The organism is Pseudoalteromonas sp. MMG013, assembly GCF_018100885.1.
Lineage (GTDB): Bacteria > Pseudomonadota > Gammaproteobacteria > Enterobacterales > Alteromonadaceae > Pseudoalteromonas > Pseudoalteromonas aurantia.
In genome coordinates this window covers 155,364-173,280 of record NZ_JAGJEE010000008.1, presented here as the reverse complement: position 1 = coordinate 173,280, position 17,917 = coordinate 155,364, and the positions used below count along the sequence as shown (strand labels likewise).

Below are 17,917 nucleotides of genomic sequence, written 5' to 3'. Positions count from 1 at the left end.
CCTTTAAGCTTATCACAGGGTCAATGAAATGCGAGGTATTGCGCTTAGATAAAGGCTTCAAATGGTTTATCTACAGGAGTTTTAGCTAAATGGTTGACATAATTACTCATGATTTTTTGCGCAAGGCCTAAAACAATATCGAGCAAATGTTGCTGTGTATAACCAGCGTCGAAAAATTTCTGTTGTTCCTTGTCAGATAAAATCCCCCGGTTTCTGACCAGCTGTAATACCGTGGTACGGAGTGTTTCAAGCCGTTCGTTAGGCAGTGCAGTGTGATTTCTGAGTGCTTGGTTGAGTGTGTCATCTACACCCATTGATTTGGCAATGGCTGAATGCGCTGGTACGCAATAATGACAATTATGTTCAATATTAATGGTTTGCCATACAACCGTTTTTTCATCACTGGTAAACGCGGATTGTAGAAATAGTGTGTGTAATGTTTGATAGGCTTGTAAGTGAGGCGCTGATTCAGCCATGACACCGTGTAAATTTGGGATCATCCCAAATGTATTTATAGAGTCTTGTAGTAGTGGTTTACTGTCTTGTGGTGCGCTGTCTAACGTATGAATATCGAATTGAGCCATGGGGGTATCCCTTTTTTATTGAGTAAGATTTAAGGTTAAACTTATTTGAATGATTGCTCAAATAAGGTTTGGCTATAAAGAGTGTGTAAATCGTCTAGTTAATTATGAAAGTTTTCTACGCGGAATAGGGTCGCACCACTAAGTAGATAGACCCGTACAGAATTAGAAATAGTAGCCAATATTGATGTTAAAGCGACGCTCCGTGTCATCGCTATCACCTGCAATGGAGCCGCCTACAAAGGGTTGATTTTTGGCATGCACTAAATCAAAGTAAGTAAATAGCCCACCAGCAGCAACCGATATGCCGGTGACATTCATCCAGGTGTCAGCACTGGCATCCGATTTGTCATAAATAATGCCGAAGTCATTGTAAAATTGTAATCCGGTGACCGCACCCCACTTAACGGGCATGCTATATGCAAGGTTGGCACTGGATGTGGTAGCTTGCGCTGCAATGCTATCGTAAAACGCATACGCGCCCACAGCCATTCGATCAAACCCTTCAATATCGTGGTCATATTCGCCATGTTGTAGCTGAATGTTCCATGGCCCTATATTGCTATTCACATGTAATGCCCAAGCCAAACTATCACCAACTCGGTCATTGCCATCGTGTAACCCACCAAATTGGCTTGAAAACCCGATTTCGGTCGTCCCACCTGAGTGCTGAATATGGTATCCATAACGTGCGGCAAAGGTATTATATTCGCCAATCGGGTGAGTAGGATTGTCATAAATGCCATCACTATTTTGACGATAACCGACGACATCATAAGAGTAACGATCAGCGCGATCACTCACATATCCATCAATACCACCGAGTTCATCATTTTTGAAAAAACCTAAATCTAACTGCCAGTTGTCACTGAGTTTACGCTTAAATAACACGCCTAAGTCATGATCGTCTTCTAAGCCGATATAGTAATTTGTACTGAAGAAGTAGTTGTGCGAATTGTAGGGCCAATTGCCAAACGGTACTTTGGTAATACCGGTTTGAACTTGCCAATGTTCGGCGAAGTCGTAGCCAAGGTAGGCGTATTTTACCGCAGTCATATAATCGAAAAAGCGGATCTCAGCATTGAGTGAAACGTCTCCAATATCACCAGAGAAATTGATACGGAATAAATCGAAATCAAAATCTCCGCCGCGATTTTTATTGCCATCGCTATACGAAGTATGGCTGTAATTCGTTCGCACAGCACCGCCTACTTTGATACCAGATGACTCTGATGGCGCCGCTTTTTTCGCTTTTTTCACGTCATCTTCAATTTTTTGTATTTGCTGTTGTAACTTGGCAAGCTGCTGTTTAAGTTGTGCTAACTCATCTGTGCTGGCAGATACTGGATATGACAATACGCTGATTGCCAATGCAAGAGCGGTAAGTTTTAACATGAATAGGCTTCATATGATGTTGTCAAAAAGAATAGTAATAGGGTAGACCATATCGTGTTCTAATCCCAATTAACTGATAAAAATATATGATAATTAAGTATATTATTAATATCTTAGCCTTATTTTATTGACGTTATAAATGTTGCAATAAAACGCACGCGTGGAGACGGTACAGCAGTGTGTGACGCACAATCTAATATGATTTGGAGTGTCATTTGTAAGGGTAGAAAATGATGATAAGCCCAGCAGAGTAATGATTTTGATACGCAATGAATTGGTTGTGGTGTGTATGAAGATGCTTCATATTGACGGTTATTTATTTACTCAGGATAGATAAATTGGGTAACCTAGATAATGTTTTTTAAACACGATAATAAGGTGAAGTATGGAACTTTCTGCATCAGTGTCTATTCAGCGTACAGATAGCGGGCTTGAGTATATACAGGTTGATAGTGCGTTATGTCGAGGGAAGGTATTTTTACAAGGCGCACAATTAACAGAGTTTACCCCGAAAGGCCAAGGCAATTTGATTTGGGTTTCAGCTGACGAAGATTACATTGAAGGTAAAGCCGTACGTGGGGGGATCCCGATTTGTTGGCCATGGTTTGGCGTGCACAGTGATCCACAATGGCCTATTCATGGGGTGGCACGTAAACTCATATGGCGCGCTGAGGAAGTCATTGAGCATGATACCCATGTGGAAGTTCGTTTATCTTTGCCTATGACATTGGTCGATGACACGTACTGGCCGCATCAGTCTAAATTAGAGGTAACATTTTTGTTTGGCCAAAGTATTGAGGTGCGCTTAACCAATACCAATCTAGGCCAAAACGCGTTTACATTGACGCAAGCCTTACATACGTATTTTCCAACTTCGTCTATTAATGAAACGTCTGTTGACGGCCTACAAGGTGCTCAATATATTGAGTTTGGTCAGGGGCCGTTCTTACAAGAGGAGGTGGTACATTTCGCGCGAGAAACAGATATGGTGTATATCCAAGCGCCTGCTACACAAATGATTAATACACCAGGTGGGCGTATTGAAGTGAGCAGAGAAAACTCTCAGTCGTGTGTTTTATGGAACCCTTGGGTTGAAAAGTCGCAGCGTTTAAGTAACTTTAAAGATGATGAATACTTATCGATGCTCTGTTTGGAAGCGGCAAACGTAATGGATGATGCTATTGTGGTTAATCCTGGAGAAAGCCACACCTTAGCTACCCGTATTCGCTGGGCTTAAGCGGCCTAATTTTTTGCTATTGCACCACAGGCGGTGATAATACCTTTCAGGTGCGATAGCTCGTCCATTTAGATAAATGGGTACCGTGATAGTCTCGACAACCTACCGTTTTTTTGGTAAAGCTGACACATAATATCCCTCTTCATGGTTGTACCCCACGTGTACGGAGGCCTACTTGTGCGACATAATTTACAAGGCTCACAAAAAGTAGGCGCATAATCATCATGTAGACTACACATAAATGTGAGTGAATGGTCGTATGTTTTTTGTACGCTCGCGCTGGTGCTTTAGCTTCTAGAAAAATCGTTTTTTGCTTCTTTCATTGTAAATCGTGAAGTGCTTACAGAGCATATAATTCAGATCAGTTATATAGGAAGTGTGAACAGCATATTTAAAATTAAGTTACGATATTTATTTGATAATAATTATCATTAGCATATAATGGATGTTAACAGGAGGTGAATATGTTAGTGATACTGTGTTTGTTGGCATTATTATTAGTGATTGCTGTACTGATCAACGTTAAAGCAAGTAATACAATCAGTCGTTATTTACATCGACTTGGTGTGTGGAGTGCCGCATCTTTGGTGGCAGCAGCAATGTATTACGCAGGATTAAGTGCATCGCTGGCGATATGTGTTCTTGTTGTGTCTGCTGGTATTTTAAGCTTATTTGTTTCTTTGGCAAACCCAACGGTACACCCGAGTTAGTAATATGTTTTTACACTTACCTTTGAGTGTTTAGATTAAATAATTGCCATTATTTGCGATACTCACTATAAGATGATTATTTTGAGTTGATTATGCTGCGATTATTACTCTGGATCAGTGTTTGTGGTCTCTCTTTTTCGGGTTGGACGACGCCTGAGTGGTCAACGTTACGTACCGCCCATTTTAATGTGCACTTTACTGATGGCCACGATGCATGGGCGCAATCAGCTGCGCAAGAATTAGAGCAAGTTCGGCAGTTTATTTTAACGCAACAAAATCGCAGTTTACCCGCAATTGCAGATGTGGTTGTATTTGATCCTATTCATGGCGCAAACGGGTTTGCGTTGCCCAGTACAGATTCGCCATTGATGGCACTGTTTACCACGCCACCGCAATCAGACACGGTAATTTCTAATAGTCGAGGGTGGCAGCAACTACTTATTCTTCATGAATATGTGCATTTGGTCCACTTATCTCAGCCCTCACGTAACCGATGGCGACAACGTATTCGTAATAGCTGGGATCTCTATGATTTGAATGAAGCAACAATGCCACGCTGGGTAGCAGAAGGGTATGCAACATTATTAGAATCAAAGATGACAGGACGTGGGCGCCTCTACGATAACTTTAGCGAAGCAATATTAACTCGGTTTGCTCAGCAAGGAGCCTTGCCTACTTATCGCCAACTCAATGGTGCAGACGAGCGGTATTTATCTAACACCATGGCATATTTGTTGGGGGGACGGTTTCTTGCTTGGCTCGAAAAAAACTACTCAGAGCAAACACTCGATGCTGTCTGGGTGAGAATGCAAGCGGTAAAAAAACGGCGTTTTCAAGACGCATTTACAGGCGTGTTTGGGCAGCCAGCCGAACGGCTTTATCATCGCTTTATTGCAGAATATACGTATCACAGTATGCAACAAGAACGTGCTGAGCCGAAGTTGGATGACACAGTATGGATGAAAGCAGATTTCAGTGCACACAGCCCTGCATTGTCGCCAAATAAATCACTACTCGCGTTGGTTGAACGCAATGCTCAAGGCGCTGTGTATTTGAATGTCTATGCAAATGAAGACAATGCCCAGGCGGCCAAAGAATTTGCCAGTGAGCAGCAGCAAGTATTAGCACGCGATGAGCAGGATATTGTTGATAAAGCGCCAGAGGTATTTCATCGCGAGCGACAATACCAATTGCCATCACGAAATCACGAAAGCATTCGTTACCCACAGTGGTTGGATGATAGCACCCTATTGTTTGTGTCTGGGGTGAAAGAGCACGTCAATGATCATCACGTCAGTGGTGAGCTATTTCGCTGGTCATTAAACAGCAATACACTCACTCAACTGACGACTGGCGCAAGTATTCGTCGATTTACGGTGGGCAAAAAAAGTAAGTATGTATATGCAGAACAAGCTCGCTATGGATATTCTGATTTAGTATCGATACACCTTTCACCACAGCATATTACCCCACTCACAGCACATCAGTTGGGGGAAGTGTATGATTTTCCAACTTTAAGCCACAGTGAACATGCCCTAGCTTATTTAAAAACGGGTTTGAATCGCCATTGGCAATTGATTGTTCGACGCATTGACAATGGCATTGAATATGAAGTGCCAATGCCGGCTGGCTATCAATATGTGGCACATCCGCAATGGCACCCAGATGATGGTAGCATTGTCTTTATAGCGGGTGTTGATGGTGACATAGATATGTACAGTTATGAATTTGAAACAGAAAAACTAACAAAGCTCACCAAAGGCCAGCAGGTGGTAGGTTATCCCACTTTTTTAGATGATGATACGCTGTTATTTCTATCGACGAATGCACAGGGCGTTGAGTTGCGTGTTATTTCGACATATGTAGGTCATGAGGTGCAGGCGGTTAACATAAAGAGCGGCCTTAAAAGCTCGCAAATGAACACTACACAAAAACATACCCGATATTTACCTGAGGCCCAAATATACGAGCCCGATCACCCTAAATTGCCTTATGATATTTGGCAGCAGTCAAGCTCCTTAGCACTTGGAGTTCAGTACAATAGCGCATCAAGTTCACTCATTCACGTGGGAGTTAAAGGTTCTGATTTCTTAGAGCAATTAAGTTGGCAAGTGGGCCTAGTGCAAGACACAGCAGCAACCAAGTTATCAGGGTATTTTGCGGATATTCACTATGAAGATAAGGGGGTGAAGTGGCAGGGGAAAGTATTTGATGTTGCACATCGCCCTCACAATGAGGGTGGAAGTGAGCTTGTTCACGAGCAACAAAGGGAAGGAGGCTTCGTGCAACTTTCAAACACATTGACGTATTCAAGATGGGCGTTTAAGGGCCAATTAGCTGCACATATCAGTGATTTGGAGCATCGATATGTAGACCAACGCGCGCGTTGGTTGCGCGTTGGTGCGGCTTATCGTTGGTCTGATGACCAGCAAGATTTTGCGCTTGCGAATGCCATGTCGTGGCATTGGTATGAAGGCGAAATAGGGGAGCATGTATGGCAGGGATATGATGTCGCAGCGCATATCTCTGGAAAGGTTGCTCATATTCCTTGGTATATACAAACCAAACAAATGTTGCGCCAAGGTAGTAACTTGCAACTAGGGGGATTTGTTACACCTATTTTGGATAATAATATTGAGGCGAATCAAGTGTTCATACCAGAATTGGCGTTGTCTAGTAGGCAAGGAAAGCACTATCAGCAGTTTGGTGCAGGAGTAAGTTGGCGAGTGAATAAACCGTGGTTATATTATCATCAACACCACCTCGATAATGAGGTTTTAGGTAACAGTTATGGTTTTCAATTCACTACGTTTATCGAAAAAAGCAGTTGGTTAGGAAGGTTTGCACCCGCAGGTGTGAGTGATTTACGTATTGATTTAGGCTTGGGTCGGGTATCCGGTAGGTTTCTGGAAAATGAAAATAGAGTGTGGCTTGGTGTTTGGTACGATCAAAAGTAATGTATGAGCACTTGAATATATGAGGGCGGCTTGCTTAACAAGCCGCCCTCCGTCTAACTAGGAGATAGAAAGATGTTGATTATTGAGTGTAGTCAGCTTTTAGAGATACGCCGCTAAATGTTCTATAAGCTCGGATCATGACGTGATATCGACCAGCTCCTTCATTGACTGTACATGTTTCGCTATTCCCACTTCTATATGGGCGACATGTCCAATTAGACGTGGTCGGCTTCTGGTCTTTTTTCACATATAAATCAGCATCACCAGTGCCACCATATAGGTTAAATTTAATATTAGTTGCGCCGGCTGGTACATCAAAATAGAAAAACTCTTCAGAGCGGTTGCTGCCTTGCAAGTCTGACTTAGCGACGCCATTTTGTAACTGAGCAGGGTCTGTACCATCATTGACTGAGACTGTTTTACTGGTTGTTGCTGTCGCACCACTAGAGTCGGTTACCGTTAATGACACAGTGTAATCACCAGCTGCTGTAAAGCTATGACTGGTGTTTGCACCAAACCCATTGCTGCTGTTATCACCGAATTGCCACTCGTATTGGCTAAGCGAGCCATTTGGTGAGGTTGATGCAGTACCATCAAAGTTACAATTTAGTGCTGAACAGTCTGCAGAGAAGCTCGCAGTTGGTAATGGGTCCGTCGAGCCATTGTCACCGTCAGGTACACCGTTAAAGTGTGAAGAAACTTGAGGCCAAATACGGCTAATTTTAGCCCCTTTGTTGGTGCACCCACCTAAATGATGCAGGGCAATTACTTTATTGGTTGCTGCCGCTAATACTGGCGAGCCAGAAGAGCCGCCAATGGTATCACAGTAATAGCCTAAATCAGTGCCAGTACCGCGGCCATTCGCATTAGCTTGATTCACTTGGCATAGGTTGTTGTTATCTTGATCAGATTCAATCGATAGCTCTTTGGGGTTACCTGAACCATGTTGAGGAATATAGATACGCTCACCTTGCGTTGCGTCACGTACATCTAATCCAAAGTAACCAAATGGTGCTGCTTTAGCAAAGTCATTAATTGAAAATAGTGTGTAGTCTAATGTGTAGTCGGTTGCAAAGAAATCTTTACCCGTGACTTTAACAACCGTTTCTCTGGTTGAGCCATTACAGCTGGTGTTTTGATAGTTAAACCAAACCTCTGTAGAGGCCAGCTCTGCTGCAGTTTCAACGCAGTGATTATTGGTAAACATGCGGTTATCAGCGCCCACACGCCAACCAGTACACAAGCTACGGCCACCAATAACGAGTCGGGCAACAGGACGACTGCGTTCAAATTCAACAGGGTGAGACTCAGCCCAACATTGCACGTCTTTACGTTCATTGATACCACAAGTTGATTGAGTATCGACGTCGGTGCCATTTAAAATACTGATGCCGTTTTCTTTACCATAGTAATAATGATCAATGACTGGAGTGACGTTACTCGATCCCGCGGTGTATTCTACGACAACAGCATCACTCGATACCGACATGGTAGAAAATGAGGTTGTACCATTGTCACCTAATTTGGCGTCGAGTGTGGCTTTTTTCATATCAGAGATGGTGTATTCGTAACGCTCACTGCCATCGAGGTTTCTAACGACCAACTTACCTCCACCACTTAGGTCGAGGTTCTTAAAGTGTAATTTTATATAGCTGGCATCGGGATGCGTTATGGTTTGTTTAAACGATCCTGCTTTGGTTGTCAGGACAATGTTTGTTTCTTCTTTTGCACCGATCACCGCTTCGCTGGTTTTACTGGTATATTTTAGCATTTGCGCTTCTGTAAGCGGCGCTTGTGCCATTGTAGTTAACGATACTGAACCAATTAATGGTAGTAAATAACGCACTTTCATTTTAATTTCCTTACATGTAGTTGTCGTTTGTATAAAAATCGAACACAACCAACATAGTTAGAAATTTGTTAACTGTAAAGTGTTTTTTGTTAACTTTAGCGTTACCTTTCGGAGAGTAATTGTTCTAATGAGCTTAATTTAGCTTGATATATTCCAGCTTTTTTCTGGTCTTCTGCTTTGAGTAATGCTTCAGATAAAAAGTGTTGGGAGGTACTGAGGTTGTTTTTTTGGTAATGAAGTTTGGCAAGTTCAAAATAAGGTTCTGGCAAATATGGAAACTCCTGTACCAGTTCAGAAAGTAATTTTTCTGCTCGGGTATAATGCTGATTCATGTAGGCTTTTCTAGCAATATTGATGATATCAAAAGGGGTTTTTGCTGAGGCTTCACTCATGGCTTCTAGTTTTTTGACTAATATCTTATCGTTGAGCTCTGCTGCTAGATAGGTATAACTCGATAAGAGGTTACTGCTGATAAGGCTGTGTTTAATAGCATACTCAAATAGTCTTTTTGCCGTGTCTGTATCGCCTGCCCTACGGTGTAATATGGCAGCGAGGTTGATCAACTCGGGGTCTGTGTTTTTATGTTTAAATGCTTGTTTTAAATAAGAGTAGCTATTATCAAACTGTTCATTTAGTAACTCATTGGTTGCGAGGTTTGCGTAAAACTTGGCTGTCAGATCATCCACTGTTGCAGTACTGACAAAGTAAATATCTTGTGCAGGAAAGTAATCGATAACAGTACCGGGGCGTATTGCACTGATCCATCCTTCGGGATTGTCATCTGGCGCAAAGAGTTTTGTTTTGAAATGATTTGAGACAAGTAAGGTGCGTTCTGTTTTTGTGTAGACTGGAATGGATGCCACTTCTCTGAAGCTTGTTTCAACATCAATTAAGTTGGCATATGCCTGCGTCAATATAGCAAGACTAATACAGTTTCCTTCATCTTGTACCAATGTTTGCGCTGCAGATAATGTCGCCCCATCGTAAGTAAACTCATTAAGTTTAGTATTTAGATAGTTCGCAATGATTCTATCTTCTCTTACCCCTTTTGTTAGCGCGTCTTGATGATACGCATGAAACTGAACTTGCTCAGCGGTTGGCAATAAGAAAATGTCAGCTTCTGGAATCACGGCTTGTTCGTTGAATAGACTGTGATTGAATAATGAGCTTGGATCTTGAGGCTCGGTTGATGAAGGGAGTGCGGTTGATGTACATCCGATTAATGATGCTAATAGTATGATAATAAAGACTTGTTTCATCTCGTATCTCAAGAAATAAAACCTTAATTTACCGTTTTTCAATTTATCGTACAAGGTGTAATCGGATCTTAATGTGGGCTCGTAATATACATATCACTGGCTTTATGACGTGTGGCAGTGAGGAGATTACGCCTCTATGTATACGAATAGGGTATTAGAAGTAATGGTTTTGTTATAAAAAATGCCTGATGTCGCAACAGAATCTTACAAATGTCACGTTCATTGCGGTACTAATCTTGATAGTATAGCTGTAGGAAATTATTACAGGATAATTTAGTCATGCAAACGAAAACATTAAAATGGATCTTGCCTTTCGTGGCGTTAACAATTGGTATAGCCGGTTCTAAGGGGATTAATGCGCTAGCAGCAGAGCCAGATGCAAAAGCGCACGTAGACAGTCGGCCGATAGTCGAAATTGAAACGGTGTCAGCATTAGATCATCAGGTTGTGATAAACAGTTATGGTGAAGTTAAGCCATTTGAGTCGACTCAACTGTCAGTACAGGTATCTGGAGAAGTGATCGAATGGCACTCGAACTTTGTCTCTGGTGGCATTGTGGCACGCGGAGATGTCTTGATGCGTATAGAAAAAGATAATTATGAGGCGGCAGTACTACAAGCTGAAGCAGAGTTATCGCGCGCTCAAGCATCACTTATTGAAGAAAGCGCATTGGCGGATGTTGCAGCTGATGAAGCGAAGCGCTTTCCAAACCGTAAACACACCGACTTGTTTTTGCGTAAACCACAAGTACTGAGTGCGAAGGCGGGTGTAAAATCAGCAAAAGCGGCGTTAAAAAGAGCACAGCGAGACTTAGATAATTGTGAAGTGAAAGCGCCTTATGATGCGTTAGTCATTTCTCGAGATGTAGGTGTGGGCCAATTTGTGAGCACAGGATCACCAGTTGCGACGTTAAATAATGTTGAATTTGCAGAGATTATTATTCCAATAGCAGGGTTTGATAGTGCATTTTTACCTGAAAGAGTGACTGGAATTGCAGCCACAATTAAGCAAAGTGGACTCAATGGTTTTACGCGTCATGCGTCGATTCATCGTGATTTAGGAGTCGTAGACAGTGATACGCGTATGGTTAATCTCGTTGTGCGTGTTGAAGATCCTTATGGGTTAGAAACGCGTCAACCTGAAGTTAGATTTGGATCGTATGTGCAAGTCAGCTTTGGCGGTAAAACACTGAATAAAATTTACCGATTACCGCAAGATTTGGTCAATAACCAAACGGTGTGGCTGCTTAATGCAGACAATGAGTTAGAGCCAAGAGAAGTAAAAGTCATTAGAGAAGAGGGAGCCTATTTTTATGTGAGTGCAGGTCTTAACGACAATGAGAAAATTGTTATGACAGTGCCTGAATATCCACAAAAAGGTATGGCAGTAAAAGTAGCTGGTGCAGATTCATCGCAGCATGACACAACTGAAAAACTTTAAAAGGTAGGTGTGCACTGTGAGTACTCATGAACAGCAAAAGCAAACTGGGCTAATTGCCTACTTTGCAAATAACTCCGTAGCCGCGAATTTGTTAATGTGGTTTATTATCCTTGTTGGTTTTTTTACTTATTCAACGATCCAACGACAAATGTTCCCTAATGTTGAGCTGAATTACATCACGGTAACAGCAAATTATCCTGGTGCATCTCCACAAGAGATTGAAGAAAGTATTCTGATCAAGTTGGAAGAATCTTTACAGGATGTAACTGAGGTTGAAGAAGCAGTTTACCGAGCTTCGAGAGGTACTGGTAGTGCGAGACTGAAGGTGGATGCGAATGCTGAATTAACCGATGTCTTGGATAAGGTGAAGCTTAGAGTTGATAGTATCGCGACATTTCCAGCTGCGATGGAACCTTTGACGGTCAGTCAGTCTGAATTTCGTCAAGATGTGGTGGGGATGACAGTGGCCGCTGATTTGCCACTTACGCAACTGAAGCCTATTGCAAAACAAATAGAAGATGAATTACTTCTGTTGGGTAATGTTTCTTTGGTGTCGGTTGATGTGCCATTAGATGAAATTGCGATAGAAATTAAGCCTGATATGTTACGTCAATACAATTTAACGATTGAAGATGTGGCGAGTACCATCCGCAATTACTCTGCCAATATTTCAGCAGGTGAACTCAGAACAAGCGCTGGTGTTATCTCTGTGAGAGTGGAAAACCAATCTTACAATGGCGATGAGTTTCGTCAACTTCCTGTCAAAGTAGGGGCCAGTGGTGCGCGAGTTTTGCTAAAAGATGTGGCAACAATAAAAGACGAATTTACCGAAGGTGAACGTTACTTTAAGTTAAACGGTAAAAATGCAGTTTATATTCAAGTTAAAGCAACGACTGAGCAGAACATGGTACCGGTGGCTAATTCCGTTAAAGCCTATATCGAACTTAAAAATACCGAACTGCCTGCAGGTGTTGAGATTAAACCATTGGTTGATATGACCTATTACCTAAATGGTCGATTGAGCATGATGAAAACCAACTTGCTGCAAGGGATGTTTTTAGTTGCATTGATGCTGTTTTTGTTTTTACGCTTTAAGTTGGCGATGTGGGTCACCATTGGTATTCCGGTGTGTTTTTTAGGCGCAATGATGATGATGCCTGTATTAGGGATCACTGTAAATGTAACCTCTTTATTTGCCTTTATCATGGTGCTGGGAATCGTGGTTGACGATGCAATCGTCATTGGCGAAAGTGCGTATACTGAAGTTGAAAAGAAAGGCCCAGGCGTTGAAAACGTAATAAGGGGTGCAAAGCGCGTGGCAACACCTGCAACGTTTGGTGTACTGACGACTATGGCTGTGTTTGCCCCTTTGATGTTTTCGACCGGTCCTGATAGTGCGAATTTTATTTCCATTGCGGGTGTCGTATTGTTATGTCTAGTGTTCAGTTTGGTTGAGTCGAAACTGATTTTGCCAGCACACATTGCGCAAATTAAGTTTAAACCGCTGGCAGAAAAAAGTTGGCGTAATGGATTTAATCGTCGTTTCTTTGGTTTTGTAAATGGGCCGTATAAACGCTTTGTGACAACGTGTGTAGAATGGCGTTGGACGGTACTTTTCTCATTCATTGGTGTGTTTGCTATCAGTCTCGCTTTATTGAGCAGTGGTGCCGTTCGCACATTATTTTTACCGAAGATCCCGCATGATTTTCCAGCAATAAAAATTACCATGAATGACAATGTCTCTGATGAACAAACGATTAGCGCTATCAAACAATTGGAACAGCTTGTACTCACTGTAGACAAACAAGTTGAGCAAGAGTTTGGTGTGGCAATGGTCAAAAATGTCATGGTATTCAATAGCGACCGCACACATGGTCAAGTGATGGCGCCGTTAGTGGATGAAGAGTTGCGCCCGTTTAATACCTTTGAACTGACACGCCGCTGGCGAGAACAAATGCCAGAAATTCCTGGGGTTAAATCAATTCAAGTTGAGGATGAAGTCATTAACCTCGGTGGTGGCGGTGACTTTGGTTACTTGTTATATGGCTCGGATATAGATACGCTCAATGCGGCTGGTCGACAATTGATCACCCTGCTGCAGCAAGAAAAAGGGTTGTTTGATATTAGTTCATCTATCGACCCTGCCAGTAAAGAAGTTCAGCTTATCCTTAAGCCAGTTGCTTATGATCTAGGGCTAACATTACGAGATGTGGGTAACCAAGTTGGCGCTAGCTATTATGGTGGCGAAGCGCAACGTGTTATTCGTAATGGGGAAGAGGTACGTGTCATGGTACGTTATCCAAAATTGACACGAGAAGCATATTCTTCATTGAAGCATACACTGATCACTACCGCGACGGGTAAAGAAGTCATGCTCGGTGACGTGGTTGAGTTAGTTGAGAAGCCAGGGATCAGCCAAATACGCCGAGAAGAGGGTTATCGCACAGTCTATGTATATGGCAATATCGATGAAGAAGCAATTGAACCCACAGCCGTGACCACCCGAATTGACGATGTGATCTTACCAGAGCTACTTGCTAATTTTCCAACCGTTAAAACGAAGCTAAGTGGTGCAATTGAAGAGCAACAAGCACAAGCAAATGAACAAGCCATTTTCTTTGTGATGGGGATGCTGTTAGTTTACATTTTATTGGCGATACCATTAAAAAGTTATGCCCAGCCGCTCATTGTCATGTCAGTGATTCCGTTTAGCTTAGTGGGCGCGCTATGGGGGCATTTATTCTTTGGTTTAGAATTGAGTATGATGTCTGCTTACGGCATCATTGCTGCCGCCGGCGTTGTTATTAATGACTCCCTAGTAATGACGGACTTTGTTAACCAAGTACGCAAACAAGGTATGGCATTAAAAGAAGCGGTTATTGAAGCTGGTTGTGCGCGTTTTAGAGCGATAACACTTACATCAATTACCACCTTTATGGGTGTATTACCCATCATGTTTGAAACAAGTTTACAGGCAATGTTCGTGATCCCTATGGCGGTCTCTCTAGGGTTTGCAGTGCTATTTGCTACCCTGATCACATTACTATTGGTACCGTGCTTATATATCATTTTGACCGATATACAGCAGGTGTTTAGTAAGGCTGCTGAGTTTGTTTTAAAGCTCGTGCGTTTTGTAAAAATGCGTTTTTCACCTGCTTAATTAAGTAGAGCGACCAAAAAACCAGCTTCACGCTGGTTTTTTGGTCTTAAAGGATTGCTATTTTTTTTAAACTAGCCGAAAAGTTGTATTTATTGCGCTCAGCGCTATACTTGCGCGCAATTGAATAGTGAAAGAGTAAAGTATGTGAGTCAACATCAAGACTTGGCGTGTTGGAAGGAAATTGGTGTTCTAGCTCGGTTTCGACAACTACATATGGGTGATGTTGTTTCTGTGAGGTTTTACACTTCAACTGGAGAAGTAAAGGCGTTGTGTGTTCAATTGGTCATTGGCTACCACAGTCAATGCGCGGCTCATGCTTGGAGCAGTGAACTTGCGAATACGATAAATGTTCATGTGCCACTTGTGAGAGTGAATCAAATAAATACACAAGGGCGAGGAAAACTGCCAGTAATGGCCCATACAGACAGTGGCATCATAGCGTGTAAGGTCGAGTTTAAGTGTAAAGTACAGCCAAAAAAGCCAGCTCATTCAATACCTGCCTATGACTATATTTTTCCAAAAGAGCAGCAAACATATCAACAAGGTACCCGTGTTTGGCATGAGAAATCTCAGCGTTGTTATCGTTGTAAGCCATGGCCTTTTACGGAGTATTGCCGTAATGGCGCGGCGCAATTTGAACCCAATGAAGGCGCATTGTGGCAAGTTGCCTGGGAAGCCATCTAGATAAAAATAGACACACTAAAAACAGCACTGGCTAGATGAATTGACTATGATAGACTGAGTAAAATATCAATAAGTTAGGAACAATCTGTGGCCGACATCAACTCTGCTTTAACAGCGAAAAAAATCCCCCATAGTATGACACATCATGGACACCAGCGTATCGATAATTACTATTGGATGCGAGATGACCAGCGAAAGAATGACGAGATCTTGAATCACCTGCATGTTGAAAATGAACACGTGGCAGCGGCATTGGCACCGCATAAAAGTTTGCAAACGTCATTATTCGAGGAGATGAAAGCACGCGTCGTCAAAGATGATAGTTCCGTTCCTGTCAAAGATGGTACTTATTGGTATGTCAGTGATGTGAGTGGGGATAATGAATATGCATGTCACTATCGGGCGAAAGATGAGCACCTTAACGAAAAAACATTGTTACTCGATGTCAATGAATTAGCGCGAGAGCATGAATATTATGATGTTGGCGATTTGGCTGTTAGCCCAAATGATCAGTTACTTGCATACAGTGAAGACTTAGATGGTCGCCGTATTTATACCTTTAGATTTAAAGATATAGCATCGGGGGAGTATTTACATGATGTGTTAGCCAACACCGAAGGCGAATTAGTCTGGGGCAATGACAATAAAACGGTTTTTTATGTCAGGAAAGACGAACAAACATTACTCGGTACTCAAGTATATAGGCATATATTAGGCACACCACAAAGTGACGATGTGCTGGTTTATGAAGAACATGATCATCAGTTTTATATGGGACTAGGCAAAAGCCGTGATGAAAGCCAAATCTATATTTATTTGTCAGCAACGGAAACAAGTGATGTGTTGGTATTAGATGCAGCTCGTCCAGAAGGGAAATTTGAGCGCTTAATACCGAGGACTAAGGGCCATGAATATGGCTTGGATAAGCTGGGAGACACGTATTATATATTATCAAATAATAATGCGATGAACTTTCGTTTGTTAACGGCTTCGCAGCAGAGCGTAGCGCACGTGCAGCAATGGCAAGAGGTGGTAGCGCATAGAGACCATGTGTTGCTTGAAGGCTTAGAGTTGTTTGACAGCCACTTTGTTGTGACGGAAAGAGAGATGGGGCAAATACGCTTTGTTGTTCATGATTATCATGGGGGGAGCTATCAGCTTACTTTCAATGATGCGTGTTATTATGCAGGAGTTGGTCAAAACCCAGAGCCAGGCGCAACAACCGTACGCATTTATTATTCAAGCCTAACGACCCCAAGTTCGGTGTATGATTGTGATTTGGTCAGTGGCAATAAAGTGCTGCGTAAACAACAAGAAGTACTTGGTGAATTTAACAGCGATGACTATGGTTGTGAACGCGTTTTTGTGACGTCTCGAGATGGAGTAAATATACCGGTTTCTTTGGTATATAAAAAAGCGAGCTTTAAAAAAGATGGCACAAACCCTCTGCTGCAATATGGCTACGGGGCGTATGGAATTACCATTGACCCTACTTTTTCTAGTACCACACTGAGTTTGTTGAATCGCGGCTTTGTATACGCAATTGCACATATTCGTGGTTCAGAAATGCTAGGACGCACTTGGTATGAAAATGGTAAAAAAGCGTTTAAAGAAAATAGTTTTAATGATTTTGTAGATGTAACGCGTTCACTCACACAGCAAGGTTATGGTGATTCAAATAAAGTGTTTGCATCAGGTGGCAGTGCTGGTGGCTTATTGATGGGAGCGGTAGCGAACCAAGCGCCAGAGTTATATCTGGGCATTGGGTGTCACGTGCCATTTTTGGACGTACTCACCACCATGTTAGATGAGACCATACCGCTTACAACCAACGAATATGATGAATGGGGCAACCCCAATAACGCGCCCGATTACCACAGTATTTTAGCATATTCTCCGTATGACAATATCGAAGCAAAAGACTATCCAAATATACTTGTGACGACCGGACTACATGATTCTCAAGTGCAATACTGGGAACCGATGAAGTGGGTTGCTAAATTACGAGAGTACAAAACAGATAATAATTTGCTTTTGTTTAAAACAGATATGGATGCAGGTCATGGTGGTGCGTCAGGTCGTTTTAAGAGTCTTCATGAAAAGGCCCTTGAAATGGCATTTTTCATAAGCTTACTTGACTAGGGGCTGTTGAACTTTCAGGTTCATTTTTGCAGCAGTTTGATTGGATTTTATACAAGGCAGAGGCTGCGTAGCATGGTTATTCCATGTGAGTCAGCTGATAACATAGTAGAAAAGCCAATCAAGCGCTGCCTACCGGTTCTTTTGAGCCCCCTTTTCTCTTTGTTGCTTAATGTTCGCTTAGATTACTAGGCCACACATTAAGCGCCGCGATAAAAGCATGCTCAAAGAGAACAAAAATAGAACAGCAAAGATCAACAGCCCCTAGCATTACCAAGAAGCATGAAAAGAGCATAACCTGCTCAGCTATGCTCTTTTGCTGAAAGTTTATTTGTCAGATACATGGCTGTTGGCGGGTGTATCTTGATGGCCTAACCATTTGTACCAGAGTGCAAAAGGTTTTAATTGTAAAAGGATACACTAGGTGATTTGAGCTGTGTCTTTCTTCGAGGCTACGGCTGACCTATCAATAGGCCAGCTGTAGCATCACAGTGCTTTATTCG

Annotated in this window: 11 protein-coding genes; 7 read left to right on the top strand and 4 right to left on the bottom strand. The window is 42.3% G+C overall.

Annotation, left to right across the window (positions count from 1 at the left end; all coding sequences use genetic code 11):
• Window positions 1–44: 44 nt before the first annotated feature.
• Entirely contained in the window at window positions 45–584 is a 540-nt protein-coding gene (locus J8L98_RS10700) for a carboxymuconolactone decarboxylase family protein (RefSeq protein WP_210996385.1), read from the bottom strand.
• A gap of 162 nt (window positions 585–746) precedes the next feature.
• On the bottom strand, window positions 747–1,976 hold the full coding sequence (locus tag J8L98_RS10695) for a porin (protein ID WP_210996384.1): 1,230 nt from the start codon (window positions 1,974–1,976) through the stop codon (window positions 747–749).
• Between the two features lie 385 nt (window positions 1,977–2,361).
• Between J8L98_RS10695 and J8L98_RS10690 the strand changes: the two genes are divergently transcribed.
• From J8L98_RS10690 to J8L98_RS10680, 3 genes are all read left to right on the top strand, one after another.
• Window positions 2,362–3,213 (top strand): D-hexose-6-phosphate mutarotase, encoded by an 852-nt coding sequence (locus tag J8L98_RS10690; RefSeq protein WP_210996383.1) that lies wholly within the window; start codon window positions 2,362–2,364, stop codon window positions 3,211–3,213.
• 464 nt (window positions 3,214–3,677) lie between these two features.
• On the top strand, window positions 3,678–3,923 hold the full coding sequence (locus J8L98_RS10685) for a hypothetical protein (protein ID WP_192509095.1): 246 nt from the start codon (window positions 3,678–3,680) through the stop codon (window positions 3,921–3,923).
• A 92-nt stretch (window positions 3,924–4,015) separates the two neighbouring features.
• Window positions 4,016–6,880: a hypothetical protein gene (locus J8L98_RS10680; protein WP_210996382.1), complete on the top strand. Its 2,865-nt coding sequence runs from the start codon at window positions 4,016–4,018 to the stop codon at window positions 6,878–6,880.
• Window positions 6,881–6,959: 79 nt separating this feature from the next.
• On the opposite strand, the gene J8L98_RS10675 is transcribed toward J8L98_RS10680, so the two are convergent.
• Window positions 6,960–8,732 carry a PKD domain-containing protein gene (locus J8L98_RS10675; protein ID WP_210996381.1) on the bottom strand — a complete coding sequence of 591 codons (1,773 nt, stop codon included), beginning with the start codon at window positions 8,730–8,732 and terminating at the stop codon, window positions 6,960–6,962.
• 101 nt (window positions 8,733–8,833) lie between these two features.
• Window positions 8,834–9,991: a hypothetical protein gene (locus tag J8L98_RS10670; protein WP_210996380.1), complete on the bottom strand. Its 1,158-nt coding sequence runs from the start codon at window positions 9,989–9,991 to the stop codon at window positions 8,834–8,836.
• Window positions 9,992–10,270: 279 nt separating this feature from the next.
• On the opposite strand from J8L98_RS10670, the gene J8L98_RS10665 reads away from it, so the two are divergent.
• The 4 genes from J8L98_RS10665 (at window position 10,271) to J8L98_RS10650 (ending at window position 17,417) form a co-directional block, all read left to right on the top strand.
• Window positions 10,271–11,431 carry an efflux RND transporter periplasmic adaptor subunit gene (locus J8L98_RS10665; RefSeq protein WP_210996379.1) on the top strand — a complete coding sequence of 387 codons (1,161 nt, stop codon included), beginning with the start codon at window positions 10,271–10,273 and terminating at the stop codon, window positions 11,429–11,431.
• Between the two features lie 16 nt (window positions 11,432–11,447).
• Window positions 11,448–14,591 (top strand): efflux RND transporter permease subunit, encoded by a 3,144-nt coding sequence (locus tag J8L98_RS10660; RefSeq protein WP_210996378.1) that lies wholly within the window; start codon window positions 11,448–11,450, stop codon window positions 14,589–14,591.
• Window positions 14,592–14,735: 144 nt separating this feature from the next.
• Entirely contained in the window at window positions 14,736–15,275 is a 540-nt protein-coding gene (locus tag J8L98_RS10655; RefSeq protein ID WP_210996377.1) for a hypothetical protein, read from the top strand.
• A gap of 87 nt (window positions 15,276–15,362) precedes the next feature.
• A complete protein-coding gene (locus J8L98_RS10650; RefSeq protein WP_348771901.1) occupies window positions 15,363–17,417 on the top strand; it encodes a S9 family peptidase in 2,055 nt (684 codons plus the stop codon).
• Window positions 17,418–17,917: the final 500 nt, after the last annotated feature.

Bases quoted from the DNA above. Each gene is read 5' to 3' on its own strand.
- J8L98_RS10700 (WP_210996385.1), bottom strand. From the start codon at position 584: ATGGCTCAATTCGATATTCATACGTTAGACAGCGCACCACAAGACAGT.
- J8L98_RS10695 (WP_210996384.1), bottom strand. From the start codon at position 1,976: ATGTTAAAACTTACCGCTCTTGCATTGGCAATCAGCGTATTGTCATAT.
- J8L98_RS10690 (WP_210996383.1), top strand. From the start codon at position 2,362: ATGGAACTTTCTGCATCAGTGTCTATTCAGCGTACAGATAGCGGGCTT.
- J8L98_RS10685 (WP_192509095.1), top strand. From the start codon at position 3,678: ATGTTAGTGATACTGTGTTTGTTGGCATTATTATTAGTGATTGCTGTA.
- J8L98_RS10680 (WP_210996382.1), top strand. From the start codon at position 4,016: ATGCTGCGATTATTACTCTGGATCAGTGTTTGTGGTCTCTCTTTTTCG.
- J8L98_RS10675 (WP_210996381.1), bottom strand. From the start codon at position 8,732: ATGAAAGTGCGTTATTTACTACCATTAATTGGTTCAGTATCGTTAACT.
- J8L98_RS10670 (WP_210996380.1), bottom strand. From the start codon at position 9,991: ATGAAACAAGTCTTTATTATCATACTATTAGCATCATTAATCGGATGT.
- J8L98_RS10665 (WP_210996379.1), top strand. From the start codon at position 10,271: ATGCAAACGAAAACATTAAAATGGATCTTGCCTTTCGTGGCGTTAACA.